Here is a 26,062-nt window from a genome sequence, read left to right on the forward strand (position 1 = left end):
GCGGTCGCGGCCACTAGCGGACCATGGACGATGAATGATAAGTCACGTATAGTCTGGAAGAACTAGGAGGTCCCTATGAACCTGGCGCTGTGGATCGTCGCGATCGTTCTGGCGATCACGTTCGCCGGCAGCGGGCTGCTGAAACTCGTTCGCACCAAGGACCAATTGGTGGGCTCGGGCTTCGGTTGGGCGGAGGACTACAGCCCGACGACGATCCGGCTCATCGGCGTCGCCGAGATCCTCGGCGCGATCGGGCTGATCGTGCCGGCTCTGGTGCACATCGCGCCGATCCTGGTGCCGCTGGCCGCGCTCGGGCTCGCGGTGGTGATGATCGGCGCGGCCGTGGTGCACGCCCGGCGCAAGGAGACACCGTTCGTCGCGATGAATGCGGTGCTGCTGGCGCTCGCGCTCTTCGTCGCCTGGGGCCGCTTCGGGCCCTATCCGCTCACCTAGTCAGCGGGCTTGGTGCTGTCGACCTGATTCGCGTCGTACTCGATGACGGGCGCCGAGTCGCCGTAGACGTCGAGCGTGTGAATGAAGCGGTGCAGTCCCATCACGCCGGCGCAGGTGAAGCCGAGCTCGATGATCTGCGCGGCGGTGAAGTGCTCCCCCAGGCGCTTGTAGAACTCGTCGTCCATGGCGTGATGGTCGGCCGAAAGCAGGTCGAGGAACTCGACGGCCATCCGTTCCTGCGACGTGAGGGCGCCATGGCCCGGCGCCAGCAGGCACGCGACGTCCTCGTCGGTGATCGAATCGTGCTTACGGGATTGGCTACACGGCTCGCATTCGCCGAGTTGGGCGCTGCGGATGCGCAGCAACTCCAGGATCCGGCCGCCGAGCAGCGTGCCGGCGCCGAGCTGGTGTCTGGCCATGTTGACCTGTTCTAGCTGGGCGCTGCGATACGCGAATATCTGCAGGGGCACCGGCGTCGCGTAGAGCCCGGCGGCGACGCCGGCCTCCACGATTTCGCGGGAGTGCGGGCTGAGCTCTTCCATCGGAATTGGCGCAATACGCGGCATCAGATCACGCTAACTTTCTTGTGCATCACCGAAAAGCCCCGATGATTTGGGAGAACTCGATGTCCAGACTTGCCGGAAGGGTCGCGATCGTCACCGGGGGCGCCGGCGGAATTGGTGCGGCGACGGCGCACGAGTTGGCGCGCGAGGGCGGCGCCGTCGCCGTCGTCGACATCGACGAGGCGAAGGCCGGCGTGGTCGCCGACGAGATTGCGCGAACGGGCGCCCGGGCGATCGCGCTCGGGGGCGATCTCGCGCAGGAGGACGCGGCGCGCCAAGTGGTGCGGTCCACCGTGGCGGAGTTCGGCCGCGTCGATGTGCTGCATAACAACGCGGCGCTGACGGCCAGTGACTTTCTGTCGCGGGACACCACCGTCACCGAGCTGCCGCTGGAGGTGTGGCGGCGATCGCTGGAGGTCAACCTCGGCAGCCAGTTCCTCATGTGCAAGCACGCGGTTCCCGAAATGCGAAGGAGCGGAGGCGGTTCCATCGTCAACATGTCGTCGGGCGCGGCGCTGTCGGGCGACCGCACCCGCCTGGCCTACGGCGTATCGAAGTCCGGCGTGCACGCCCTGACGATGTACGTCGCGACCAGCGAGGGAAAGGCCGGCGTGCGGGCCAACACCGTCGTGCCCGGGCTGATCCTCACCGACGCCGTTCGTGCGCACCTGTCCGAAGACGTCATCGGCCGGCTGGGCCGGGCCACGTTGACGCCGTACCTCGGCGAACCGCAAGACGTCGCAAACCTCGTCGTATTCCTGGCCTCGGAGGCGTCCCGCTACATCACCGGGCAGATGTTCTCGATCGACGGCGGGATGTCGGCGCACGCCGGCCTGGACACTGGCGCTTAGCGTTTCGCTGCGCGGCCCTCTCGTGCCAGTGAAACCGCAACAGCAACAGCCTGCGGTGCAGCCCAAACGACATGGTGAGCGGGTCACGCCACGGCGGTGTGCCGCGAAATGTGGACGACTCATCGAATGCCATAGCGCCACTGTCGCACAGGTTTGATCCGCGCACCGGTGGCGCCAGGCCATGCCGCCGGTGTTGTTCACGCCCATGTCGACTCCTCTTCGCTCCGCCGTTGCCGCGCGGGGTGCTCAGCCGCTCGACGGGCCGAGCGCGTACGCGCCGGTTTGCGGATGGTGATACCAGCCGCTGGCGGCGTGGGTGCCGCCGTCGACGTGGATCGTCTGCCCGGTGATGTAGCTGGACATGTCGGACGCGAGAAAGACTGCCGCGCCCGCCATTTCGTCGACGTGACCGGCCCGCCCCATCGGGACGGTGAGGCCGAATCGCTCCTCGGATCCGGGCGGCGCGATCGCTCTGATGCCTTCGGTCAGAGTGATGTCGGGGGCCAGCGCGTTGACCCGAATGCCGTGCGGCGCGAGCTCCAACGCGGCGGTCTTCGTGTAGTTGATCACACCGGCCTTCGCCGCCGCATAGGTCGCGTAACCCGGTGCGGCGCGCACGCCTTCGATCGAGGTGACGCTGATGACGCTGCCCGGCAGCTTCTGCTCCACCAGGACGCGCGCCACCCGCTGGGTGCACAGGTAGACATGGCGCAGGTTGGCCTTGTACAGCGCGTCCCAGCCGTTCTCGCTGGTGTCGAGGATGCCCGACCAGAAGACCCCGCCGGCGTTGTTGACCAGGATGCTCACCGTTCCCAGTTCGGCGGAGGTCTGCGCCAGCGCGGCGTCCACCGCGGCGCTGTCGCGGACGTCGACGGTGAGGCCCAGCGCTCCGATCTCTTCGGCGGCCGCCGCGCACGACTCGGGGTCGCGTTCCCAGATCGCGACGCGGGCGCCGAAGGCCGTCAGCCCCCGCGCGATGCCGCGACCGATGCCCGCGCCACCGCCGGTGACGACCGCGACGCGATCGGTCAGCAGAACACTTGAGGGATCGAGTGTCATGCAGCTGAATATAGAACAAATCCACGTCAAGGTTTACAGTCATTACCGAATCTGTCCGATATGTAACAACCTCGGAGGGCCGCCATGGCCAGCACGATCTTTGTCACCGGCGCGACCGGGCAGACCGGCGGCAACGTGTGCCAGCAGCTGATCGAGCGCGGGGACCACGTCCGTGCACTGGTGCGCGAACCCGACGACGCCGCGGCGCTGGCCGGGATCGGCGTGGAACTGGTCAAGGGCGACATCACCGACGCCGACGACGTGCTGGCCGCGGCGAAGGGCGCCGAGGCCGCCATTCACTGCGCCGCGCTACTGGGCGGCGCGAGCCAGGACCTCGAGGACTTCAAGGCCGTCAACACGCTCGGCACCACGCATGTCCTGGACGCGGCCAAGGCCCACGGCATGCGCCGGGTGGTCGCGCTGAGCACCGCCACCTTCCTCGACCTGAGCACCGGCGTCGACTTCGAGGAGGCGCCCGTGCTGAAGAATCCGCCGCGCGACCCCTACACCGTCACCAAGCTCGCCGCCTTCTTGGAAGCGCACCGGCGCGCCGCCGCCGGCGACGACGTGCTGACGTGCCACCCGGGCGCGATCTTCGGCCCCGGGCTGGTCGTCGCGCGGGCCCTGCACCGCACCAGCTTCAACCGGGTGCTGCTGGCCGGCATGCGCGGAAAGATCAAGCGCTATCTGGCTTTTCCAGTGACGTGGGTGGCGGGGGCTGACGTCGCGAAGGGCTCGATCGCCGCGCTGGACAAGGGCGTGGCCGGGGAACGCTACCTGCTGGTCGGCCGTCCCGAGGACACCTTCAGCACCGCCGGCGGCATCAACCGCGCCTGCGAGATCGCCGGAATCGACCACCGCGTCGAGGATCTCGACTACCGCAGTGACCCCGAGGCCCTGACCGCCGAATTCGGGCCCACCCTGATGGCGATCGCGACGGCCGCGGCCAAGAGCGAGCGCAGGCCCAGGGCAACCGACAACCTGACCACCCGGCGCCTCGGCTACGCGCCCATGTCCTTCGATGACGGCCTACGGCTGCTGATCTCATGGCTGCGCGAGCTCGGCAAGCTGTAGGGGTCGCCGCGGCGGATCTGTCCGATCGGATCCTCGACGCGGCGCAGCGACTGGTATTTCGGACGGGCGCCCGCAGGATGTCGCTCTCGGATGTGGCGACCCTGGCCGGGGTTTCGCGGCCCACCATTTACCGCTACTTCACGTCCAAAGAAGAACTCATCGACGCGCTGGGCAAACGCGAGCGCCGCCGGTTCAACGACGCGATGGACGCCGCGATGTCCGGGGTCGTGGGAGTCGCGCGGCTGGAGGCCGCCGTCGACGTCGTCGCGACCTTCGTCGAGGCGCAACCGCCAGGACGGCTGCTCGACCTCGAGCCGACGTTCGCCCACGACCAGATGGCGCAGGCGTTGCCGATGCTGGCCGACGGGTTGACGGCGGTCTTTCAGCGCTGCGCCCGCGAGGGGGCCTTCGCCGCAACGGTGGACGCCCGCGACCTTGCGGGCGCGGTCGCGCGAACCGCATTGAGCCACTACATATTTCCCGACGCCGACCGGGCCGCGGCGCGCCGGGAGATCGGGGCCGCGGCCGGTCTTTCCGCTCAGTCCAGCTGAAACCTCGTGGCGCCGAACGGTTCCGTCGTGCCGAGGGCGAATACCGTCGACGCCCTGACGCGATAGACGTGCCACGGCGGTGGACCCGCCGACTGGGCGCTGAACTCCGCCGTCAGCGCGTCCCCCGCCACCTTGCACGGCCATCCGTCGTCGACGAAAGCGGCTGCGACGGAGGCCAATTCACTCGTGTCGGTGACCAGCTCGGCGGTGCCCTCGACGACGAGGTCGAACGGCTCGGTGGCGACGCTGAGCACGCACCGGGGATCGCGGGCGAGGTTCCGGGACTTTCGGGTCGCGAGCCCGGAGCTGAAATACCAGCTGCCACCGCACCGAACGACCCCAACGGCCATGACGTGCGGGCTGGCGTCGGGATTGATCGTGGTCAGCCACACCGTGTGGCGCGCCGGACCGCCGGTGCCCGGCGCCTGCGGCAGCTCACCGTCCAGTACGGCCCGGACTCGGTCCCATTCGATCGGCGGTGCGCCGTATCCGTCGAGGTTGCGTTCGGTGATCGTCATATCGGTATTGACCGATGCGCCATCCGGAAGTCATCGCTCCCGCAGCAGAAACAGCCCATAGGCGGCGATCGACTGCGCGTCGACGATCACGCCGGTGCGCATCATCTCCTCGACGTCCGCGCGCGAGAACCACTCGCTGTGCATGTCCTGTTCCTCGTGCTCGCGGTCGGCCTCGCCCTCGACGATGCCGGTGGCCAGGAACGCCCAGCCGCGCTGGCTCGTCATGCCGGCGGCGACGTCCAGCAGACCCAGCGCCTCGATCGACGTCGCGCGCAGCCCGGTTTCTTCGCGCAACTCACGCTCGGCCAGCTCGTGCGGGTCGACCTCCGCGTGATCGGGTGCGCTGCCCTGCGGGAACTCCCAGCGCCGCGCGCCGAGGGGATAGCGAAACTGCTCGACCAGCCGGAAGCGCTTCCCGTCGTAGGGCATCACCAGCGCGTAGGTCGGCTTGTCGATCACGGAGTAGATGCCGGCGCTGCCGTCGGGGCGGCGGATCTGGTCCTCCCGCACCACCAGCCATCGGTTCCGGTAGATCTCGCGGGACGCGACGCATTCGATGAAGGGCACGCCGCCCAGTATCACCGGTGCGGTAGCGTCCGAAGCCATGCCATCCCCCGAAGCCATCACCGAGACCGTCAAGAGCTACCTCGCGCTCGTGGCCGACGGCAAGACCGACGACATCGTCGCGCTCTACACCGCCGACGCCACGGTCGAGGATCCGATCGGCACCGATCTTCGCCGCGGCCACGAGGCCATCCGCGAGTTCTATGCCGGATTTCAAGACGCCAAGAAGGACACGGAACTCCTCGAGATCCGGGTCGGTGGCAGCGAAGCCGCGTTCTTGTGGCACCTCACCCTCGACGGCGGCGACGGCCGCAGCCGGCTCTCGCCGATCTCGACGATGACGTTCGACGACGACGCGAAGATCACGTCGATGCGGGCGTTCTGGTCACCATCCGACTTCAAAGTCCTGTAGCGCCCGCGCGGTGGACTCGTGTGATGCCACCGCGACCGCGATAATGCACCGATGGCCCCTGAAGATAGGGAGATCCGCCGCTCCGGCATGCGTAGCCACATCATCGTCAGCGGCGAAGACGCGCTGGCGACGACGATCGTCGAGGAACTCAACAACGCCGGCGTGCACATCGTCAAGCTCACCAGCCCCACCGAGCTCGCCACCGCCGGGATCGCCCGCGCCCGCGCCGTGATCTGCGCCGGCGACGACGACGCGATCAATCTCGAAATCGCCCTGCTGGCAAGGAAAGCCAACCCCGACATCCGGGTGGTGGCGCGGCTGGCGAACGACGTGCTGCGCACGGCGATGGCCGCCGACAAGCGCCCCGGCGCGATTCTGGACGTCGCGGACCTCGCGGCGCCGTCCGTCGTCGAGGCCTGCCTGGCCCACACCGTGCACCCGTTCGAGGCGGCGGGCATCAAGTTCGTCGTCTCGGGCTCCGAGGCGCCGCGCGACGCGACGCTGCGCGAGATCTACGGCGACCTGGCGCCCGTGGCGGTCATCCACGGCGAGAACTGCGCCACGCCGGGCGCGGTGGAGCCGTGCCCGGGCCGGGATCTGCCGGTGCACGCCGGCGACTGGACCGCGATGATCGGCACCGCCGACGAGCTGGCCGCGCGCGGGATCAGGGTTCCGAAGCCGACCGCGAGGCGATCGCGCCGGGCCTGGCTGCGTCGGCTGGTCGATGCCGCCCGCGGCCTGCGTGACGACGTCAACCCGATGCTGCCGCGCGCCCTGGTCGCCGTGGCGCTGCTGCTGCTCGGGTCGACGGTCGTGTTGCGCTTCAGCTACCAGCCTCGGGCGACAATGACCTGGCTCGACGCGCTGTATTTCAGCACCGAGACGATCGCGACCGTCGGTTACGGCGACTTCAGCTTCCTGCAGCAACCCACCTGGCTGCGCTTGTTCAGCATCATGCTGATGCTCGCGGGCGTGACGACCACGGCGCTGCTGGTCGCGTTCATGGCGGACCTGCTGTTGTCGCGGCGTTTCGCCCATTCGGCCGGGCGCCGGCGGGCCCGCCACCTGCACAATCACGTCATCGTCGTCGGGCTGGGGTCGTTCGGCAGCCGCGTCGTCGCCGATTTGGCAGGCGCGGGCTACGAGGTGGCGGTCATCGAGCGAGACGACAACAACCGCTTCCTGTCGGCGGCGGACGATCTGGACGTGCCGGTGATCTTCGGGGATGCGACGCTGCGCCAGACGCTGGCGTCGGCCCGCGTCGACCGGGCCCGCGCGGTGGCGGTGTTGACCCAGGACGACATGACCAACATCGAGACGGGGATCGTGCTGCGCGAAATGCTCGGTCCGCGGGTGATGCCGGAGGTGGTCCGGCCCGACGTGCCGATCGTGCTGCGCATCTACGACCGCGCGCTGGGGGCCGCGGTGGCGCAGCGGTTCGGCTTCGAGAACGTGCGCTCGACGGTTGATCTGGCCGCGCCGTGGTTCATCGGCGCCGCGATGGGGCTGCAAGTGCTGGGGACGTTCTGGGTGGGGCAGCGTTCCTTCATGGTCGGCGCCATGCACGTGGCGGCGGGCAGCGAACTCGACGGGCTGAAGATGTTCGAGCTGTCCACCCAGACCCGGGTCATCGCGATCACCCGCCAGGACACGCCGGTGGAACTGCACCCGCGCCGCGACGCCTGGCTGCGCGGCGGCGACACCGTCTACCTCGTCGGGCCGTATCGCGAGCTGCTGGCGACGCTGCGCAAGGGGCAGCCGCCGCAAGAGCCCGCTAGCGAGGACGAGCGAGCGTCCGCCTAAAGCTTCGCCGCCACGTCGGCCGCGCGACGCAGCTGGTCGAGGTCGGAACTCGTCGGGATGAGCTGTACCTCGTCGGTGCCGATTCCCTCGAACTTCCGCAGGACGGCCAGCAGCTCGTCCTCGCTGCCGGCCCAGCCGGTCATGGGCGCCATCGCGTCGACGTATTCGGCCGGGATCCAGTTCATGTAGTGCAGCAGGTGCCGATGCACCTGGGCGCGGGCCTGCTCGGGTTCACCGAACGCGAACCAGAACGACGTCACCAGGTGCGGTTTGGGCCTGCCGACCTGCGCCCACGCCTCCCGCGCCACGTCGAACAGCTCGTCCTGCTTGGCGACGTCGAGGTCCAACGTGGTACCGGCCAGCCCGTCGGCCCAGGTCGCGGCGCTGCGGACGGTCTTGGGACCCATGGTGCCGACGAACAGCGGCGGGCCGCCGGGCTGAACCGGGGCCGGCCCGACCGGCAGCACCGACTCGGTGATCTTCTCGCCGGCCCATACCCGTTTCATCACCGCCACGCGTTCGGCCATGCCGCGCATCGTCTGGGTCGCCGGGTCGGCGCCCACGGCGTGGTAGTCCTCGTGCCTGCCGCCCACGCCGATGCCCACCGTCAGCCGGCCGCCACTCAGCATGTCGCCGGTGGCCAGGCCCTTGGCCAGCATGACCGGATCGTGCAGCTGCGGCACGATCACCGTCGTCACCAGCCGCACCCGGGTGGTCCACGCGGCCAGCGCGCCGAGGAGCGTCAGGTTGTCCGGGTTTTCGAACGCGATGCGCTCGCCCCAGCACAGCGACGAGAACGGGCCCTCGTCGATGGCGCGCGCCCAGGCCTCCAACACCGTCGCATCCAGGTCCGGCTCCATCACCGGCATGGTCATCGCTATCTGCACAGACGCGATTCTGGCACCATGAAGCAGATGGGTTTCACGAGTACCTCCATCGCGCACGTCCGGCTGACCGTCACCGACATCGAACGGTCACGGCAGTTCTACGAGGCCGTGTTCGGTTGGCCGGTGTTGCTCGAGGTCCCCGAGAACGCGGACGAAGCCACCCGCAACCAGTTCGGCTTCCTGTTCGGCGGCGTCATCTACGACCTGGGCGGCACGCTGCTCGGCCTGCGGCCCGTCGCCAAGGACCGCTTCCATGAGGACCGCTGCGGTCTCGACCACATCGCGTTCCGGCTCGCCAGCAGGGCCGAATTGGACGCGGCGGCCGCGCATCTCGACGAGGTCGGGGTGCCGCACGAGCCCGTCAAAGACATTGGGCCGTCGTACATTCTGGAGTTCCGCGACCCGGACAACATCGCGCTGGAGCTCACGGCGCCCAAGTAGCGATCCGGTCTTCGCGCGAAGGTCCGCAAAATGACAGACGTCACGGCGTGTCGTTGTACAAACACGCGCGCTCGCGTGAGGGGTCGGGAGGGGTAAAGAGGAACTATGCCCATCAGTTTCAACCACACCATCGTCGCCTCGCGGGACAAGCGGAAGTCCGCGGAGTTCCTCGCCGAGCTGTTCGGCCTGCCGGAGCCGAAGCCGTTCGGTCACTTCATGGCCGTCGCGCTCGAGCACGGCGCCACGCTCGATTACGCCGACGCGCCCGAGGGCGAGGAGATCCGGCGCCAGCACTACGCATTTCTGGTGTCCGAGGACGACTTCGACGCCATCTACGGCAAGATCAAATCCCGCGGCCTGGAGCACTGGGCCGACCCGGGGGCCAACCGACCGGGCGAGATCAACACTCGGGACGGCGGCCGCGGGGTCTACTTCCTGGATCCCTCCGGGCACGCCATGGAGATCCTGACCCGCCCCTACGGCTCGGGCGGCTAATCGCCGGCGCGCGGTGAGCCGTGCCGTGCGTGTTCCTGGCTCCGGTAGTCATCGGCCATCTGCGCGACGTGCTTGGGCAGGGCGCCGGCCGCGACGTCGGCCAGGCTGGTCTCTTCCAAGACCGAGCGCATGCTGGCGCGCAGCGCCCGCCACACGTCGGCCAGCGGCGCGGTGGGCCCCGAATACGGTAAATCGCCGAGCCCGATGTCGCGGACACTCGCCAACGGGCCGTCGATGCAGCGCAGGACGTCGGCGATGCTGATCTCGTTTCCGGGCCGGGCCAATTCGTAGCCGCCCTCCCGGCCGCGGTGGCTTCGCACCAGGCGATCGGTGCGCAGGTTGGTGAGGATGTCGACGAGAAATTGCGGCGGTATGCCCTGGGCTTGGGCCAATTCGTCGGTCGTCACCAACGTGCCGCCGTCGACCGTGGCGAGCTGGACCATCGCGCGCACCGCGTACTCCGCCTTGGCCGACATCCGCATGGTGAGGATTGTGCCACCCCGGTAAGCGTTCCCTAGGGGCGCAACTCCAGCAGGTCGATGACCCGCTGCGCGTGCTCCTCGACGCTGCGATCCGGCGTCAGCCGAAGATCCGGATTCTCGGGCTGCTGATATGGGCTGTCGATGCCGGTGAAGTTCTGGATCTCACCGGCGCGCACTTTCGCGTACAGCCCCTTGGGATCACGCTTCTCGCACTCATCGAGCGGCGTGTCGCAGAACACCTCGAAAAAGTCGACGCCGGCGTCGGCGTGGACCCTGCGGGCCAATTCGCGATGCTCGGCTAGCGGGCTGATCGCCGGCACCAGCACCACCTGACCGCTATCGGCCAGCAGCGCCGCCACATGCGCCAGCCGGCGCAGGTTCTCGGCGCGGTCGGCCATGGAGAAACCCAGGTCCGCATTCAGGCCGTGGCGCAGGTTGTCGCCGTCGAGAACGTAAGCGGCAATGCCGCTTTCGAGCAGCGTCCGCTCGACCAGCATCGCCACCGACGACTTCCCGGAGCCCGACAGACCGGTGAACCACACGGTCTTGCCTTTCGGCCGGGCTTCCGCACCGACGAGCGACTTGTGCCGCACGGTGTTCGGGCTTGCCGTCTGCGCCGCGACTTCGCGCAACACCATGCCCGCCGCCACCGTGCCGTTGGTGTTCGGGTCGATGAGGATGAACGAGCCGGTGCTGGAGTTGCGGGTGTACTCGTCGAGCAGCAGCGGAACCTGGGTCCGCAGCGAAATGCGGCCAAGTTCGTTGAGCTGCAACGCCCTTGCACCCTTGTCGCGGTGCAGGGTGTTGACGTCGAGCCGGTACTCCAGCCCCGTCACGCGTGCGCGGGTGGTTCGGGTGGTGTGCTTGATGAGGTAGTCACGGCCCGGTTCCAGCGCCGAGTTGTCGGCCATCCAGCACACGGTCGCGTCGAAATCCTGCGTGACCCTCGGCTGGTTGTGGGCGCGCGCGATCATGTCGCCGCGTGAGATGTCGATGTCATCGGCCAGGCTCACCGAGACGGCCATCGGTGGAAACGCTTCTTCCACAGGGCCGCCTGCGCCCTCGATCGCGGTGATCCGGGTGGTCTTGCCGACGGGCAGCACCACCACCTCGTCGCCGGGGCGCATCACCCCGCTGGCCACGGTGCCGGCGTAGCTGCGGTGGTCGCGATGCTCGTGGGTCTGCGGCCGGATGACGTATTGCACCGGGAAGCGCACGTCGACCAGGTTGCGGTCACCGGCGATGTAGACCTCCTCGAGGTGCGACAGCAGCGCCGGGCCCTCGTACCACGGCGAGTTGTCCGACTTGGTCACCACGTTGTCGCCGTTGAGCGCCGAGATCGGGATGGTGGCCACGTCCTGCACGTCGAGCCGGGCCGCGAAGGCGTGGAACTCGTCGCGGATCCACTCGAATCTTTCTTTGTCCCAGTCGATCAGGTCCATCTTGTTGACCGCCAGCACGATGTGCTGGATACCGAGCAACGACGCCAGGAAGGCGTGCCGGCGGGACTGCTCCAGCAGACCGTGGCGGGCGTCGACGAGCACTATCACCAGCTGAGCCGTCGACGCCCCGGTCACCATGTTGCGGGTGTACTGGATGTGTCCCGGCGTGTCGGCGATGATGAATTTCCGCTTGGGAGTTGCGAAATAGCGGTAGGCGACGTCGATGGTGATGCCCTGCTCCCGCTCGGCTCGCAGGCCGTCGGTCACCAGCGCCAAGTCGGTGTAGTCGTGGCCGCGCTCCTCCGACGCCCGCTCCACCGACGCCCATTGGTCTTCCATCACGGCCTTGGAGTCATACAGCAGGCGCCCGATCAGGGTGGACTTGCCGTCGTCGACGGATCCGGCGGTCGCGAGCCTCAATAGCGTTGTCATCAGAAGTAGCCCTGCCGTTTGCGGTCTTCCATTCCAGCCTCCGAGATCCGGTCGTCGGCGCGGGTCGCGCCGCGCTCGGTCAACCGCGCCACCGCCGTCTCGGCGATGACCTCGCTTACCGTGGCAGCCTCGGATTCCACGCACCCGGTGCAGGTGACGTCGCCGACGGTGCGGAACCGCACCGTGGCCTCGAACACCGGCTCGTCGGCGCGCGGCTGCATGTGCCGGTCCACCGCCAGGAGCATGCCGTCGCGCTGAAACACCTTGCGCCGGTGCGCGAAATAGATCGACGGCAGCTTGATCTTTTCGGCGCCGATGTAGGACCAGATGTCGAACTCGGTCCAGTTGGACAGCGGGAAGACGCGAATGTGCTCGCCCTTGTGGTGCCGTCCGTTGTAGAGGTTCCACAGCTCGGGCCGCTGGGCCTTCGGGTCCCACTGCCCGAACTCGTCGCGGAAGCTGAACACCCGCTCCTTGGCGCGCGCCTTCTCCTCGTCGCGGCGCGCCCCGCCGAACGCGGCGTCGAACTTGTTCTCGCGGATGGCGCGCAGCAGCGTCACCGTCTGGATCGGGTTGCGCGACGGGATCGTCTCGACCACCCGTCCGGCGTCGATGTCCTCCTGCACCGACGCCACCACCAGCCGGACCCCGGACTCGGCGACCAGCTCGTCGCGGGCGGCGATCACCTCGTCGAAGTTGTGGCCGGTGTCGACATGCATCACCGGGAACGGCAGCCGCCCGGGCTTAAACGCCTTGAGCGCCAGGTGCAGCATCACGATGGAGTCCTTGCCGCCCGAGAACAGCAGGACGGGGCGCTCGAACTCCGCGGCCACCTCCCGAATGATGTGGATCGCCTCGGCCTCGAGCGAGCGCAGATGGCTCAACTCGTACTGGCCGGCCGCCGGGGCCGTGTTCACAGCGCTGGTCATAGGCACCTCATTGGATTCTTGATAAACTTGGTCGAATTGACCATCTTTATGGTCATTGTCGTATATAGAACCAGCCGTCCCCGCCGATGTCAACGGTTTGGCGCGGGTGACGAGCAGGCGACGCATTACGCCACGCCGGGTCACTTGCCTTTTGCGCCGGCGGGTGGGTGCGTGAGCATGAGCGCATGACGACTGAAACGCAGAGCGGCCGCGAAGTCATTTCGCAATTCCTCCCCCAATCGCCGTTCGTCGCGAAGCTGGGGATCGTCGCCGATCAGCTGGCCGACGACGAGGTCAGGCTGCGGCTGCCGTGGGATCCGACCAACGTCACCGTGGGCGACATGGTGCACGGCGGCGCCATCGCCACCCTGGCCGACCTGACCGTCATGGCCGCGGCGTGGTGCGGTGCGGACGCTCCCCCGTCGCTGCGGGGCGTGACGGTGTCGATGACGCTGGATTTCATGGCCCCGGCACGGGCCACCGACCTGATCGGGGTGGGCCGGGTGCTGAGGCGGGGCCGGTCGTTGGTCAACTGCGAGGCCGAGATCGTCGACCCGTCGGGCACGCTGGTCGCCAAGGCGCTCGCGACGTACAAGGTGGGCTAGCTATTGCGGCGAGCAGACGCAGAATCGCACTAGATCGCGACTTTGGATGCGATTCTGCGTCTGCTCGCGCTAAAGGGTGACTTCCTCGAGCTTGCCGGTGGCGACGTCGAAGACGAAGCCGCGCAGCGACACGTGCTTGGTCACGAACGGGCTGTTCTCGATGCGGCGCAGCGACTGCCGGACGTCCTCGGCGAGGTCCGGGAACGCCTCGGCCGCCCAGGGCGGCTTGACCCCGATCTCGTCCTGGATGCCGCGCTTGAACTCGTCGTCGGTGAAGGTGAGCATGCCGCAGTCGCTGTGGTGAATCAGGATGATCTCCCGGGTTCCCAGCAGCCGCTGGCTGATGGCCAGCGAGCGGATGACGTCGTCGGTGACGACGCCGCCCGCGTTGCGGATGACGTGGGCCTCGCCCTCGTTGAGGCCCAGGATGCGGTAGACGTCGAGCCGCGCGTCCATGCACGCGACCACCGCGACATGCTTGCTCGGCGGCAACGGCAGCGGGCCCTTGAAGGTGCTCGCGTATTGGGCGTTATTCGCCAGGTAGTCGTCGGTAACCGTCACGCAAGCCTCCTTGGGGTGTGGCGGCCTGAAAGTAGCAGCGAGCCACCCGTAATTCACGCATGAAAATCAGCCGGATCACAAGGACTAGCACGGCTGGTTAACCTGTCCCAATGCGGCACGGGCGGCTCGGTCGGGCATGATTCGTTTCCTGGCGCGCCGGTTGCTCAACTACATCGTGCTGCTGGCGCTGGCGTCGTTTCTGACCTATTGCCTGACCTCGGTGGCCTTCTCGCCGCTGGACAGCCTGTTGCAGCGCAACCCGCGCCCGCCGCAGGCCGTCATCGACGCCAAGGCCCACGCGCTCGGCTTGGACAAGCCGATACCGATCCGCTACGCCAACTGGGCCTCGCACGTCGTCCGCGGCGACTTCGGCACGACCATCACCGGGCAGCCCGTCGCCACCACGCTGTGGCGCCGCGTCGGGGTGAGCCTGCGGCTGCTGGTCGTCGGCTCGCTGGTGGGCACGGTGCTGGGCATCGTCGCCGGGGCGTGGGGCGCGATCCGGCAGTACCGGCTGAGCGACCGCGTCGTCACGCTGCTGGCGCTGCTGTTGCTGAGCACTCCGTCGTTCGTCATCGCCAACCTGCTGATCCTGGGTGCGCTGCGGGTCAACTGGGCCCTCGACATGCATCTGTTCGACTACACCGGGGAGACGTCGCCCGGCGTGGCGGGCGGGTTCTGGGCGCAATCGCTGGACCGATTGCGGCACCTGATCCTGCCCACACTGACCCTGGCGCTGATGGCCGCGGCGGGATATAGCCGATATCAGCGCAACGCGATGCTCGACGTCCTCGGGCAGGACTTCATTCGCACCGCCCGCGCCAAGGGGCTGACCCGTCGGCGCGCGCTGTTCAAGCACGGGCTGCGCACCGCGCTGATACCGCTGGCGACGCTGTTCGCCTACGGGGTGGCCGGCCTGGTCACCGGGGCGGTGTTCGTCGAGAAGATCTTCGGCTGGCACGGCATGGGTGAATGGCTGGTGCAAGGCATTTCGGCGCAGGACACCAACATCATCGCGGCCATCACGCTGTTCTCCGGCACGGTGGTGTTGCTGGCCGGCCTGTTGTCGGACGTGTTCTACGCGGCGCTCGATCCGAGGGTGCGGGTGTCATGACGTCTCAAGTGGCTGCGGCGCAAGGGGTTTCGACGCCGGAAGGGTTCACGTCGCGCCGGACGTTGGTGCTGCGCCGGTTCGGGCGCAACCGGCTCGCGGTGGTGTCGCTGACGCTGCTGGTGCTGCTGTTCGTCGGCTGCTACGCGCTGCCGTCGCTGCTGCCCTACTCCTACGACGACCTCGATTTCAATGCGCTGCTGCAGCCGCCGAACGCCCGGCACTGGCTGGGCACCAACGCGATGGGCCAAGATCTGTTGGCCCAGATCCTGCGGGGCATGCAGAAGTCGATGCTGATCGGCGTCTGCGTGGCGTTCATCTCCACCGGCATCGCCGCCACGGTCGGGTCGGTCGCCGGCTACTTCGGCGGATGGCGGGACCGGGTGCTGATGTGGGTGGTCGACCTGCTGTTGGTAGTGCCCAGCTTCATCCTGATCGCGATACTGACGCCGCGGGTCAAGAAGTCGTCCAGCGTTCTGTTGCTGGTGCTGCTGCTGGCCGCCTTCGGGTGGATGATCAGCTCGCGCATGGTCCGCGGCATGACGATGAGCCTGCGCGAGCGCGAATTCATCCGCGCCGCACGGTATATGGGCGTCTCCAGCCGCCGGATCATCGTCGGCCACGTGGTGCCCAACGTGGCGTCCATCCTTATCATCGACGCCGCGCTCAACGTCGCGTCGGCCATCCTCGCCGAAACCGGCCTGAGCTTCCTCGGTTTCGGAATCCAGCCGCCCGACGTGTCGCTGGGCACGCTGATCGCCAACGGCACCCAGTCGGCGACCACCTTCCCATGGGTGTTCCTGTTCCCGGCCGGGGTCCTGGTGCTGATCCTGGTGTGCGCCAACGTGACCGGAGACGGGCTGCGCGACGCGCTCGACCCGGGCAGCGGGTTGGGGCGGGGCGGCGCCCTATGAGCCCGCTGCTGGAAGTTTCCGACCTGGCCGTCACGTTCCCGAGTGACGGCCCGCCGGTGACCGCGGTGCGCGGCATCAGCTATCACATCGAACCCGGCGAAGTCGTGGCCATGGTCGGCGAATCGGGCTCGGGCAAGTCCGTGTCGGCGATGGCGGTGGTCGGGCTCCTGCCGGAGTACGCACGCGTGCGCGGCTCCGTCCGGTTGCAGGGCACCGAGCTCTTGGGACTCGGCGACGACGCGATGTCACGGTTCCGCGGCAAGACGGTCGGCATGGTGTTCCAGGATCCGATGTCGGCGCTGACGCCGGTGTACACCGTCGGCGACCAGATTGCCGAGGCGATCGAGGTCCACCAGCCGCACGTCGGGCGCAAGGCCGCCCGCGGGCGCGCGGTCGAACTGCTTGAGCTGGTTGGTATTTCACAGCCCGAGCGACGTGCCCGGGCGTTTCCGCACGAGCTGTCCGGCGGCGAACGGCAGCGCGTGGTCATCGCGATCGCGATCGCCAACGACCCAGACCTGTTGATCTGCGACGAGCCCACCACCGCGCTGGACGTCACCGTGCAGGCGCAGATCCTGGAAGTGCTCAAGACGGCCCGCGACGTCACCGGCGCCGGGGTGCTCATCATCACGCACGATCTGGGAGTGGTCGCCGAGTTCGCCGACCGGGCGCTGGTGATGTATGCCGGGCGGGTCGTGGAATCCGCCGCCGTGAGCGACCTGTACCGGGCCCGCCAGATGCCCTACACCGTCGGGCTGTTGGGGTCGGTTCCCCGGCTGGACGCCACGCAGGGCACCCGGCTGGTGCCCATCCCCGGCGCGCCGCCGTCGCTCGCGGGGCTGGATCCGGGCTGCCCCTTCGCGCCGCGCTGCCCGCTGGCCATCGACGAATGTCGCGCCGCCGAACCGGAATTGATCGAGGTCGGCGTCGATCATCGGGCCGCCTGCATCCGCACCGATCGGGTCGGCGACCGCAGCGCCGCGGACATCTACGGGGTGAACACCTCCGCGCGCGTCGAGGCGACTCCTGGTGACTCGCCGGTGGTGGTCCGGGTGCGCGATCTGGTCAAGACCTACCGGCTGACCAAGGGCGTAGTGTTCCGTCGCGCCGTCGGGGAGGTCCGGGCCGTCGACGGCATCAGCTTCGAGCTGCGGCAGGGCCGCACGTTGGGCATAGTCGGCGAGTCCGGTTCGGGCAAGTCGACGACGCTGCACGAGATCCTGGAACTGGTTGCGCCGCAATCCGGTTCGATCGAGGTGCTGGACAACGACGTCGCGGCGTTGAGCCCGGCGCGCCGGCGGGAGATACGGCGTGACATTCAGGTCGTGTTCCAGGACCCGGTGGCGTCGCTGGATCCGCGGCTGCCGGTCTTCGAGCTGTTGGCCGAACCGTTGCGGGCCAACGGCTTCGACAAGAACGCCACTTTTACGCGGGTGGCCGAACTGCTGGAGATCGTGGGCCTGCGCCGCGCGGACGCGACCCGCTACCCCGCCGAGTTTTCCGGTGGTCAGAAGCAGCGCATCGGCATCGCGCGGGCGCTGGCGCTGCAGCCCAAGATCCTGGCGCTCGACGAGCCGGTGTCCGCCCTCGACGTCTCCATCCAGGCCGGGATCATCAACCTGCTGCTCGACCTGCAGGAACAATTCGGCCTGTCGTACCTCTTTGTTTCCCACGACCTTTCGGTGGTCAAGCACCTCGCGCACGACGTTGCGGTGATGTATGCCGGCGCCATCGTGGAGCAGGGCGACAGCGAGCAGCTGTTCGCCAATCCGCAGCACGATTACACGCGGCGGCTGCTGGGCGCGGTGCCCCAACCTGATCCGGGGAAGTATGTCTAGGTTTTCTGTCACCGAGACTGCGCTCAGAGCGTCTTTGTGGGCTCATTTCAGGCGCTGGACGCAGTCTCGACGGTTGCTGAGTCCGTTGCTGGTCGCCGGGTTGGTGCTCACCGGATGCTCACCGGCCATCGACCTGACGCCCACTACGGGAAACAAGGCCTCGATCGGCACCACCAGCGACCTCAACCCGCGCGACCCCGCCACGCTCCAGGACGGCGGCAACCTGCGGCTCTCGCTCAGCGACTTTCCGCCGAACTTCAACATTCTCAGCATCGACGGCAACTCGGCCGAGGTCGCCTCGATGATGAAGGCGACCTTGCCACGAGCGTTCGTCATCGGCCCGGACGGCTCGACCACCGTCGACACCGACTACTTCACCAGCGTCGAGCTCACCGGGACCAACCCCCAGGTGGTCACCTACACCATCAACCCCAAGGCCGTGTGGTCCGACGGCACGCCGGTCACCTGGCAGGACATCGCCAGCCAAATCCACGCACTCAGCGGCGTCGACAAGGCCTTCGAGATCGCCGGATTCAGCGGCGCCGATCGCGTCGCGTCAGTGACGCGGGGGGTCGACGACCGGCAGGCCATCATGACGTTCGCCAAGCCGTACGCCGAGTGGCGCGGCATGTTCGCGGGCAACGGCATGCTGCTGCCGGCCAGCATGACCTCCACGCCCGAGGTGTTCAACAAGGGCCAGCTCGACGCGCCCGGCCCGACGGCCGGGCCGTTCATCGTGTCCTCACTGGACCGGACCACCCAGCGAATCGTGTTGACCCGCAACCCGAAATGGTGGGGCACGCCCCCGCGGCTGGACAGCATCACCTACCTGGTGCTCGACGACGCCGCCCGGCTGCCGGCGCTGCAGAACAACACGATCGACGCAACCGGGATCGGCTCCGTGGACCAGCTGACGATCGCCCAACGGACAAAGGGCATTTCGATACGGCGCGCGCCCGCGCCGAGCTGGTCGCACTTCACCTTCAACGGCGCCCCCGGGGCGATCCTGGAAGACAAGGCATTACGCGTCGCCGTAGCCAAGGGCATCGACCGCCAGACCATCGCCAAGGTCGTCCAGTACGGCCTCACCAGCAATCCGGTCGCGCTGGGCAACCACATCTACGTCGCCGGCCAACAGGGCTACCAGGACAACAGCTCCGTCGTGCCCTACGACCCGGCCGCGGCGAGCCGGGAGCTTGACGCACTGGGGTGGAGGCGGGGCGGCCAGTTCCGCGAGCGTGACGGCCGCCAACTGGTCATCCGCGACCTGTTCTACGACGCGCAGGGCAGCAAGGTGTTCGCGCAGATCGCCCAGCACAGCCTCGCCCAGATCGGCGTCAAGCTCGAACTCGTCGCGCGGTCGGGCAGCGGCTTCTTCACCAACTACGTCAACGTCGGGGCCTTCGACATCGCGCAGTTCGGCTGGCTCGGCGACGCATTCCCGCTCTCGTCGCTGACGCAGATCTACCAGTCCGACGGGGCAAGCAACTTCGGCAAGATCGGCAGCCCGGAGATCGACGCCGCGATCGAGCGGACGCTCGAAGAACTCGATCCCGCCAAGGCACAGGCCTTGGCCAACGACCTCGACAAGCTCATCTGGGCCGAGGGATTCAGCCTGCCGCTGACCCAATCCCCCGGTGATGTCGCGGTGCGCAGCACGCTGGCGAATTTCGGGGCAGCCGGCCTCGGCGACCTGAACTACACCGCGATCGGGTTCATCCGGACCTGACCCGCCGCCGCAACGGCGCGGGGACGCGCAGGGCGGGTAGGGTGCTCTCGGCAATGGCGGCGAGCTCGATCGCCTTCCACAGCAAGCGGACCGACGGCCGCGGCGGGAGCTCATCCAGCGCCGGCGCCTGGGCGACCAGGCCCTCGAATTCGCCGCGGCACACCGCGCCGGCGACGGCCAGGGCCGCGGGTTCCCGAAAGTCCAGCGCGCTGTGGGCCATGGTGGGAAGCTTGAGCAGCTGCGCGTTGGGAATCAGGGACGCCACCCGCTGGGCGACCGGCGGCGGCGTGATGAGATCGCGGCCGCCGGAGATCACCGCGGTGGGCCAGCCGAAATTCGGCATCTGGGCTGGCAGGTCGTATGGCTCATCCTCGAAAGTTGCCGTCTGGGTCCGGCTTTCGCGTTCGGCCACGGCGGGGTCCAGCGGCAGGCCGTCGGGCTCGGCGGCATAGTCGAGTTCGCGGAACGCGATGCGGCTCACCAGGTCTTCCTCGTAACGGTACGGCAGGTTGGAGAGGGTCGCGAATCGGGACAGCGCCCACCACAACACCTTTCGGTCATCGAGCAGCAGGTCGAGCTGCCGGTCGAGCAGCGTCGCCCCGCCATGGCCGTAGATCGTCGCGACGACTTGGGTGGCCGCCGCCGTCATGACGCCGGCATCGACGAGCTTGCGGACTTTCGGTGCGAGCGGGGCGGTTTCGGGGCTGTCGCCCCGGAGCAGCAGCCGGCGGATCGCGCGGCGCACGATCACAATGTCGTGGCGCGACAGCAGCGGCGAATCGAGGACCATCGCATGCACCCGGCCCGGGTGGCGCACGCCAACTCCGGCGGCGATGTAGGTGCCGTAGGAAGCTCCGTAGATGACGGCGGAATCCACGCGGGCGTCGTCGAGCACGGCGGCCACGTCGTCGACTACCTGATTGACGGTGAGGGCGTCGGGCGGCAGGTCCGCACCGGAGTCGTCGTGGCGCGACATCCCCACGCCGCGATGCTCGATCATGATGACGTCGAGGCCCGCGGCCGCGGCCCGTCGGCGCAGGCCCTTGTACATCTGGACCGACGCGACTCCCGGGCCGCCCGGGATGATCACCAGCGGGTGGGCGGACTTGCGGCCGCCGCGCACGTAGTAGAGATCGAACTCTTCGGCGCTACCCGGCTCGACCGGCCGACGCACCGCGCGCACGCCGGGCAGCGCGGCCAGCTTTTCCTGCTGCCGACGCCGTTTCGAGTTCATGGTCATAGCGCTCCACCAAGACAAATACCGTCGAGCGCTTCATGCTAAACGTTGAGGTCGATTCGGTGCGCGTCGTGCACGCCGTCGTAACGGTCGGGGCTGCATGTCAGCACGATCACCTGGCCGTGCGCGCCGACGGTGTCGAACACCTGCCCCATCTTGGCCAGGCGATCGGGATCCGTGAAACCCAGCGCGTCGTCGACCACCACCGGGACGCTGTCCTCCTTAGCCACCAGGGCCGCGCCCGCCAGCCTGGCCAGGATGCCGAGCTGCTCCTTGGCGCCACCGGACAGCGATTCGTAAGGCACCGTGACGCCGTTGAGGGTGCGGCTGCGGATGCACAGGTCGCTGTCGATGTCGACCTCGAAATCGAGGCCGAACACCGGGCGACCGAGCCGCTGCAGTTCCGTGCGATAGGGCTCGACGTAGCGCTGCCGGGTGGTGTCGCGGTGCCGTGTCATCACCGAGCGCAACAACTGGGCGGCCCGTGCCCGGCTGCCGATCCGCTCGTGCTGGCTGGCGGCGTGCTCGCGTTCGGTGTGCGCGGCGTCCAGCTTGCCCTGACGGCCCTCGCTGCCGAAAACCGAGAGCTCGATGCCGATTTCACGCAAGGCGCGGTTGGCGTCTTCGTATTGGTCGCGCAGCGCGTCGGCCGCCTCGGTTGCGGCGGTCAATTCGGCGGCGACCGCGTCCGGTGCGGCGCCCGCGAGCGCGTCGGCGAGTTCGGCGACGCGGCGCTCGGCGTCCTCTTTGTCTTTGAGCCCGGCTTGCGCCGCCGACGCGAGGTCCTCGTCGCTCACCTCGGCGCGCTCGCGGGCGAGCCGGTCGGTGGCGGCGTCCAGCTCGGCGCGTTGGGCCTGCAGCGCGTTCTGGGAAACCGTTGCGCGCGTTGACGCCTCGGCCAGCGCGGCGTCGGCGGCCGTCGCGGCTTTGCGGCGCTGTTCGCATTCCGTGGCCACGGCGGCGTGGGCGGCCTCCGCGGCGTCCAGTTCGGTGCGGGCGGTGTCGGCGTCTTTCGGGACGACGTCCGGGTCGGCCGGTTGATCCGCGCGCAGCTGCGCCAGCCGCTCCCGCAGTTGGTCGACGGTTTCGTCGCCGCACAGCCCGGATACCGTGGCGTCCAATTGGTCTCGACAGCCCTGCAGTTCGCGGCGGCGCTGGTCGGCGGAGCGCGCCGACGCGAGGTCCGCCACGTCGGCGGCTTGCAGCGCTTTAGCGAATTCGTCTTGTGCCGCAGCGAATTTGGCTTGCACGTCCAGCGTGGTCGCGCCGGGGGTGACCCGCGCGGTCAGCACGCCGGGAACCTCGACGGTGGTGGGGCCCGTCGCGGTGATCGACCAGCTTTCGCCCGCCGGCAGCGACACGCGTTGGTCGCCGGTGGCGACCTCGATGTCGGCAATGGCGGTGAATTCCACCGCGGCGGACGTCAGTGCCAGCTGCCCGCCGATGCGATCGACGGCGGCGGCGGCGTCCTCGATGCGCCGCAGCGACTCGTCGGTGATCTTGACCGCTGCCAGCTCCGCGCAGACGCGGTGGCGGTCGCTTTGGAGGGCGGCGATCTTGGCCAGCCGGCCGCTCAGCCGGTCAGCCTCCTCGCGGGCGGCGAGCTGATCGACGGCGCGCCGCGCGGATTCGGCGCGGTGTTTAAGGTCGGCCAGTCGCTCGGCGGCTGCTTCGACGGCTTCGTGGGCGGCCTGCGCGTCGGCCGCCGCCGCCTTCTGCGCGTCTGCGGCCTGCTGTGCCTCGGCCGTTGCGGCGGCGACGCTCGCGGTGCGGGTCTGGATTTCGGTGAGCAGCCGCACCCTCCCGGTGTGGGCGGCGCCCGCCGCGGTGCAGGTGGCGGTCGCGGCGTCGGCGCGCAGCTTGGCCTCGCGCGCCTGGTTGGTCAGTTCGGCGATCCGGTCGGCGGCTCTCTGGGCGGCCTCGAACCGGGGGCCGGCGGCGGCGCGCTGCTGCGACAACTCGGCCACCCGCTCCGTCAGCTCCGCGTGGCGTCGCACCCGGTCGTCGACCTCGGCCACCGCCGCCGTCCATTCGGCGACCGCGGCCTCGGCGTCTTTCAGGCGGCCGATCGCGGCGGCCCATTCGCCGGTGGGCCGTCCGGTCGGGGTGAAGTAGCGGCCGTATTCGGCGTCGATCCGCTCGATCAACAGCGGCTCGGTGCCCGACAACGCGGCCGCGTCACCCGCGGCCACGTCGAGCGCTCGCGACAGCGCGTCGCAGCCGGACAGGTCCACCGCGGCCGTCGACGTGGCCTGCAAAACGCGTTGGGCGTGCCAGAGGTCGTTGTCGACGGTCTCGGCCAGCATCGCCCGGACCCGCTCGTGGGCTTCGTCGCCGGTGAGCTGTTCGCGGCGCGGCGTCTGCACCGTCAGCTCCGTTTCGCACTTCTTGTGGAACCGTTTGCGGTAGACGAAATGGTAAGGACCGCAGCTTATTTCGGCTTTTACCTCGGAGCCGACGTCGCTGTGGGTCGGCTTGACCTGCTTGACTTCCTTTTTGGTGGAGCGGTCCCGCGATTCCAGGAGCAGGTCGAGCGCCTCGATCATCGAGGACTTGCCGATCTCGTTGGCGCCGCAGACCACCACCACGCCGTGGTCGGGGAACTCGATCTCGCGGTGCGCGATGCCGCGATAGTTGGTCAGGACGAGCCGGTGCAGCTTCACGCGGCGCCCCGATCGGCTAGGCGCAGCAGCAGGGCCAATGCGGCTTGGGCGTCGGCGGCGTCGGCGTTGCCCTCCCGCGCCGTCGCCACCAGTTCGTCGACGGCGGCGGCGGCGAATCCGCCGATGCCGAGGTCGCTGAACTCGCCGTCGGCGGGAACCACCGCCAGGTCAGTGTGGCTATCCCAGGTGCGCAGGTGGGCGAACAGCCGCGCGTAGCGGTCCAGGCACGCGTCCAGCGCGGCGCGGTCGGTGACCGTCAACGATCCGGTCAGCGCTAACCGCACCACCGTGCGGTCCTTGTCTTTCATCAGGTCGAGGTTCATGTCGAGGTCGGCGATGTCGCGGCTGGTGTCGACGTGGCGGTGCAGGGTGACGAACCGCCAGCGGCCGACGTGCCGGGGTTCAACGGCGACGCTGCCGTCGTCGACGTCGACGACGAGCACGTGACCGGGGTCCGATTCGACGTCGTCGAAGTTGGTGACTTCCGGCGAGCCCGAATACCAGACGCGGCCGCCGTCGCCGACCTTGGTGAGCGAATGTTTGTCGCCCAGCGCCACATAATGGATCACGCCGCGGTCCAGGGCGTCGTCGAGTTTCGCAAGGCGGATCAGCGAGGGTTTGTCCCGATCGGGATCGAGAACGTCGACGCCGCCGTGCGCCACGAGGATGCGGGTCGCTGAGGTGGGCGTGAGGCCGTCGAGTACGTCGGCGACGAGGTCGGTGGTCGGCGCCTTGGACCGCCATGGCGCGGCGACGATCTCGAGCCCGGGCCTGATTTCGTGAACGCCGGCCCGGTCGAGGACGGTGACGTTGTCGGGGCGTTCGGCGGTGAACAGCGCGCTGGTGTAGACCGACGACGCGTCGAGTGGATCATGGTTGCCCGGGAGCAGGTAGACGGGAATCCCTATGGCGCGCATGGCTTCCAGAGATTGGCCGATCACCTGCGGGGCGAGTTGATTGTGTTCGAAGACGTCGCCGGCGACGACGACGAACTCGGCGCCCACCTCGGCCGCCAGCGCGCCCAGCCCGGCCACCGCGTCGCGGCGCGCGGCCGAATACCGCGGCTGCGCGTCGCCGGCGAGGAAGTGCCGCGTCATGCCCAGTTGCCAGTCGGCGGTGTGCAGGAATCGCATCCGGCGGCCCCCCTTTCGAGTCGTGGCTATCAGGGCACCGCGAAGTCTAGGTCTGCGCGCCGACAAGACGCGGGACCTCGCTCGGCAGGTCTCCGGGAAACCAGCGGTTTCGCCCCGTCAAATCCCTTGTTTCACACTCAATTTCTGCGCGAGGTTTTTTGTCGGACCCCTTGGCTAGTTTGGGGACATGAGTTCCAGCGTCGGTGATCGGGAGGCGATCGCGGCTGCGTTTGATGCGCTGGATGCCGCGATGGACGCGGTGGTCGGGCTGGATTGTGAGGCGCTGAGCACCACGGAGTGGTTGGCGTTGCTGGAGCGCTGCGAGAAGGTGCGCCGGCGGCTGCCGGCCGTGGAGCACCCGATGATCAATTGCCTGGCGCGGCAGGCCACCGCGGAGGAGTTGGGTGGCAAGCTGTCGCATGCGATCGCCGAGGCGGCGTTGATCAGTCGCGGCGAGGCTGCTCGGCGCATCAGCGAGGCGGCCGAGCTGGGGCCGCGCCACGGTCTGACTGGGGAGCGGTTGGCGCCGGTGTTGGCCGCCACCGCCGCCGCCCAACGGCAGGGCACCCTGGGCGCCGGGCAGGTGCGGGTGATCCGGCGGTTTTTCCGCCAGTTGCCCGGCTGGGTCGACCACGCCACCCGCGAGCAGGTGGAAGCCAAGTTGGCCGGCGAGGGCAACCAGTATCGTCCCGAGCAATTAGCCGAGTTGGCCGCCGTGCTGGCCGACTGCCTCAACCCCGACGGCACCTACAGCGACGACGACCGGGCTCGGCGGCGCGGGCTGACGTTGGGTCCCCAAGGCCCCGATGGGATGTCAGAACTGCGCGGCTGTTTGACCCCGCAAGCCCGTGCGACCGTGGAAGCGGTGTTGGCCAAGCTGGCTGCCCCCGGCATGTGCAACCCGCTGGATGACGCCCCCGCCGTCGACGGCCCAGCGTCTCAGGACGCGATCGACAAAGACGCCCGCTCGGCCGCCCAGCGCAACCACGACGCGCTGACCGCCGCGCTGCGCGCGCTGCTCTGCTCGGGCGAGCTGGGCCAACACAACGGGCTGCCCGCCTCGATCATCGTCACCACCACACTGGCCGAACTGGAAGCCGCCGCCGGCCGGGGGTTGACCGGTGGGGGCAGCATCTTGCCGATGAGCGACGTCATCCGCCTGGCCCGCCACGCGCGGCAGTACCTGGCCATCTTCGATCACAACAACGGCAAAGCCCTGGCGCTGTATCACACCAAACGGCTGGCCTCCCCGGCCCAGCGAATCGTGTTGTACGGCAAGGAACACGGCTGCAGCGCGCCGGGATGCACCGTGGCC

The 26,062-nt window shown here is 68.6% G+C and carries 25 protein-coding genes and 1 pseudogene; 14 read left to right on the top strand and 12 right to left on the bottom strand.

What is annotated here, in order from left to right; translation table 11 throughout:
• Positions 1 to 75: 75 nt before the first annotated feature.
• The gene (locus tag N415_RS05660; protein WP_068178039.1) at positions 76 to 453 is read left to right on the top strand and encodes a DoxX family protein; all 378 of its coding nucleotides are present in this window, start codon (positions 76 to 78) and stop codon (positions 451 to 453) included.
• Here N415_RS05660 and N415_RS05665 read toward each other — a convergent pair.
• Positions 450 to 1,019 carry a carboxymuconolactone decarboxylase family protein gene (locus N415_RS05665; protein WP_068178043.1) on the bottom strand — a complete coding sequence of 190 codons (570 nt, stop codon included), beginning with the start codon at positions 1,017 to 1,019 and terminating at the stop codon, positions 450 to 452. The two genes, N415_RS05660 and N415_RS05665, sit on opposite strands and share 4 nt — an antisense overlap.
• A gap of 59 nt (positions 1,020 to 1,078) precedes the next feature.
• Between N415_RS05665 and N415_RS05670 the strand changes: the two genes are divergently transcribed.
• Positions 1,079 to 1,867 carry an SDR family oxidoreductase gene (locus N415_RS05670; RefSeq protein WP_068178170.1) on the top strand — a complete coding sequence of 263 codons (789 nt, stop codon included), beginning with the start codon at positions 1,079 to 1,081 and terminating at the stop codon, positions 1,865 to 1,867.
• 246 nt (positions 1,868 to 2,113) lie between these two features.
• Here the strand turns inward: N415_RS05670 and N415_RS05675 are convergent, their stop codons facing one another.
• A complete protein-coding gene (locus tag N415_RS05675) occupies positions 2,114 to 2,926 on the bottom strand; it encodes an SDR family oxidoreductase (RefSeq protein WP_068178046.1) in 813 nt (270 codons plus the stop codon).
• Positions 2,927 to 3,010: 84 nt separating this feature from the next.
• Between N415_RS05675 and N415_RS05680 the strand changes: the two genes are divergently transcribed.
• Both N415_RS05680 and N415_RS05685 read left to right on the top strand, forming a co-directional pair.
• Complete coding sequence (locus N415_RS05680; RefSeq protein WP_068178050.1) at positions 3,011 to 4,000, top strand: NAD-dependent epimerase/dehydratase family protein; 990 nt, start codon at positions 3,011 to 3,013, stop codon at positions 3,998 to 4,000.
• Positions 3,973 to 4,551, top strand: a complete 579-nt coding sequence (locus N415_RS05685) for a TetR/AcrR family transcriptional regulator (protein ID WP_068178053.1) — start codon at positions 3,973 to 3,975, stop codon at positions 4,549 to 4,551. Before N415_RS05680 ends, N415_RS05685 begins: the two co-directional genes overlap by 28 nt.
• Here the strand turns inward: N415_RS05685 and N415_RS05690 are convergent.
• Both N415_RS05690 and N415_RS05695 read right to left on the bottom strand, forming a co-directional pair.
• Positions 4,539 to 5,069, bottom strand: a complete 531-nt coding sequence (locus tag N415_RS05690; protein WP_068178057.1) for a pyridoxamine 5'-phosphate oxidase family protein — start codon at positions 5,067 to 5,069, stop codon at positions 4,539 to 4,541. The two genes, N415_RS05685 and N415_RS05690, sit on opposite strands and share 13 nt — an antisense overlap.
• A 30-nt stretch (positions 5,070 to 5,099) precedes the next feature.
• Entirely contained in the window at positions 5,100 to 5,675 is a 576-nt protein-coding gene (locus N415_RS05695) for an NUDIX hydrolase (protein WP_081665081.1), read from the bottom strand.
• Between N415_RS05695 and N415_RS05700 the strand changes: the two genes are divergently transcribed.
• Together N415_RS05700 and N415_RS05705 are read left to right on the top strand one after the other, a co-directional pair.
• Positions 5,674 to 6,045, top strand: a complete 372-nt coding sequence (locus N415_RS05700) for a nuclear transport factor 2 family protein (protein WP_068178061.1) — start codon at positions 5,674 to 5,676, stop codon at positions 6,043 to 6,045. The genes N415_RS05695 and N415_RS05700 overlap by 2 nt on opposite strands.
• 87 nt (positions 6,046 to 6,132) lie before the next feature.
• Positions 6,133 to 7,848 (top strand): NAD-binding protein, encoded by a 1,716-nt coding sequence (locus N415_RS05705; protein ID WP_068178064.1) that lies wholly within the window; start codon positions 6,133 to 6,135, stop codon positions 7,846 to 7,848.
• On the opposite strand, the gene N415_RS05710 is transcribed toward N415_RS05705, so the two are convergent.
• The gene (locus N415_RS05710) at positions 7,845 to 8,723 is read right to left on the bottom strand and encodes an LLM class flavin-dependent oxidoreductase (RefSeq protein WP_068178068.1); all 879 of its coding nucleotides are present in this window, start codon (positions 8,721 to 8,723) and stop codon (positions 7,845 to 7,847) included. The genes N415_RS05705 and N415_RS05710 overlap by 4 nt on opposite strands.
• Before the next feature lie 39 nt (positions 8,724 to 8,762).
• Between N415_RS05710 and N415_RS05715 the strand changes: the two genes are divergently transcribed.
• Positions 8,763 to 9,176 (top strand): VOC family protein, encoded by a 414-nt coding sequence (locus N415_RS05715; RefSeq protein WP_068178177.1) that lies wholly within the window; start codon positions 8,763 to 8,765, stop codon positions 9,174 to 9,176.
• Positions 9,177 to 9,281: 105 nt separating this feature from the next.
• Entirely contained in the window at positions 9,282 to 9,671 is a 390-nt protein-coding gene (locus N415_RS05720; RefSeq protein ID WP_068178072.1) for a VOC family protein, read from the top strand.
• Here the strand turns inward: N415_RS05720 and N415_RS05725 are convergent.
• The 3 genes and pseudogenes from N415_RS05725 to cysD all read right to left on the bottom strand — a co-directional run bounded on the left by N415_RS05725 (position 9,668) and on the right by cysD (position 13,012).
• Positions 9,668 to 10,153, bottom strand: a complete 486-nt coding sequence (locus N415_RS05725) for an RrF2 family transcriptional regulator (RefSeq protein ID WP_068104856.1) — start codon at positions 10,151 to 10,153, stop codon at positions 9,668 to 9,670. The two genes, N415_RS05720 and N415_RS05725, sit on opposite strands and share 4 nt — an antisense overlap.
• Before the next feature lie 32 nt (positions 10,154 to 10,185).
• A complete protein-coding gene (gene cysC, locus N415_RS05730) occupies positions 10,186 to 12,027 on the bottom strand; it encodes an adenylyl-sulfate kinase (RefSeq protein ID WP_068178075.1) in 1,842 nt (613 codons plus the stop codon).
• Positions 12,027 to 13,012, bottom strand: a pseudogene (gene cysD / locus N415_RS05735) (sulfate adenylyltransferase subunit CysD). Before cysD ends, cysC begins: the two are co-directional and overlap by 1 nt.
• A gap of 129 nt (positions 13,013 to 13,141) precedes the next feature.
• Here cysD and N415_RS05740 point away from each other — a divergent pair.
• Positions 13,142 to 13,561, top strand: a complete 420-nt coding sequence (locus N415_RS05740) for a PaaI family thioesterase (RefSeq protein WP_068178081.1) — start codon at positions 13,142 to 13,144, stop codon at positions 13,559 to 13,561.
• Positions 13,562 to 13,630: 69 nt separating this feature from the next.
• Here the strand turns inward: N415_RS05740 and N415_RS05745 are convergent, their stop codons facing one another.
• Complete coding sequence (locus N415_RS05745; protein ID WP_068178084.1) at positions 13,631 to 14,122, bottom strand: carbonic anhydrase; 492 nt, start codon at positions 14,120 to 14,122, stop codon at positions 13,631 to 13,633.
• Between the two features lie 136 nt (positions 14,123 to 14,258).
• On the opposite strand from N415_RS05745, the gene N415_RS05750 reads away from it, so the two are divergent.
• From N415_RS05750 to N415_RS05765, 4 genes are read left to right on the top strand one after another with little or no spacing between them, the layout of a single operon-like run.
• Positions 14,259 to 15,236, top strand: a complete 978-nt coding sequence (locus N415_RS05750; RefSeq protein ID WP_068178086.1) for an ABC transporter permease — start codon at positions 14,259 to 14,261, stop codon at positions 15,234 to 15,236.
• Entirely contained in the window at positions 15,233 to 16,147 is a 915-nt protein-coding gene (locus N415_RS05755; protein ID WP_068178087.1) for an ABC transporter permease, read from the top strand. The genes N415_RS05750 and N415_RS05755 overlap by 4 nt, the downstream gene beginning before the upstream one ends.
• Positions 16,144 to 17,985 (top strand): ABC transporter ATP-binding protein, encoded by a 1,842-nt coding sequence (locus N415_RS05760; RefSeq protein ID WP_068178090.1) that lies wholly within the window; start codon positions 16,144 to 16,146, stop codon positions 17,983 to 17,985. Before N415_RS05755 ends, N415_RS05760 begins: the two co-directional genes overlap by 4 nt.
• A complete protein-coding gene (locus N415_RS05765) occupies positions 17,978 to 19,714 on the top strand; it encodes an ABC transporter family substrate-binding protein (RefSeq protein WP_081665082.1) in 1,737 nt (578 codons plus the stop codon). Before N415_RS05760 ends, N415_RS05765 begins: the two co-directional genes overlap by 8 nt.
• Here N415_RS05765 and N415_RS05770 read toward each other — a convergent pair.
• The 3 genes from N415_RS05770 to N415_RS05780 are packed head-to-tail and all read right to left on the bottom strand — an operon-like array spanning position 19,701 to position 24,747.
• Complete coding sequence (locus tag N415_RS05770) at positions 19,701 to 20,954, bottom strand: alpha/beta fold hydrolase (protein ID WP_068178096.1); 1,254 nt, start codon at positions 20,952 to 20,954, stop codon at positions 19,701 to 19,703. The two genes, N415_RS05765 and N415_RS05770, sit on opposite strands and share 14 nt — an antisense overlap.
• A 38-nt stretch (positions 20,955 to 20,992) precedes the next feature.
• A complete protein-coding gene (locus N415_RS05775) occupies positions 20,993 to 23,614 on the bottom strand; it encodes an ATP-binding protein (protein ID WP_068178099.1) in 2,622 nt (873 codons plus the stop codon).
• Positions 23,611 to 24,747 (bottom strand): exonuclease SbcCD subunit D, encoded by a 1,137-nt coding sequence (locus tag N415_RS05780; RefSeq protein WP_068178101.1) that lies wholly within the window; start codon positions 24,745 to 24,747, stop codon positions 23,611 to 23,613. The genes N415_RS05775 and N415_RS05780 overlap by 4 nt, the downstream gene beginning before the upstream one ends.
• 187 nt (positions 24,748 to 24,934) lie before the next feature.
• Here N415_RS05780 and N415_RS05785 point away from each other — a divergent pair.
• Positions 24,935 to 26,062 (top strand): 13E12 repeat family protein (locus N415_RS05785; protein ID WP_068178104.1); only part of this gene is annotated, 1,128 nt, incomplete at its 3' end.

Origin of the sequence: Mycobacterium sp. UM_CSW, from assembly GCF_000455205.1 — a bacterium.
Classification (GTDB): Bacteria; Actinomycetota; Actinomycetes; order Mycobacteriales; family Mycobacteriaceae; genus Mycobacterium.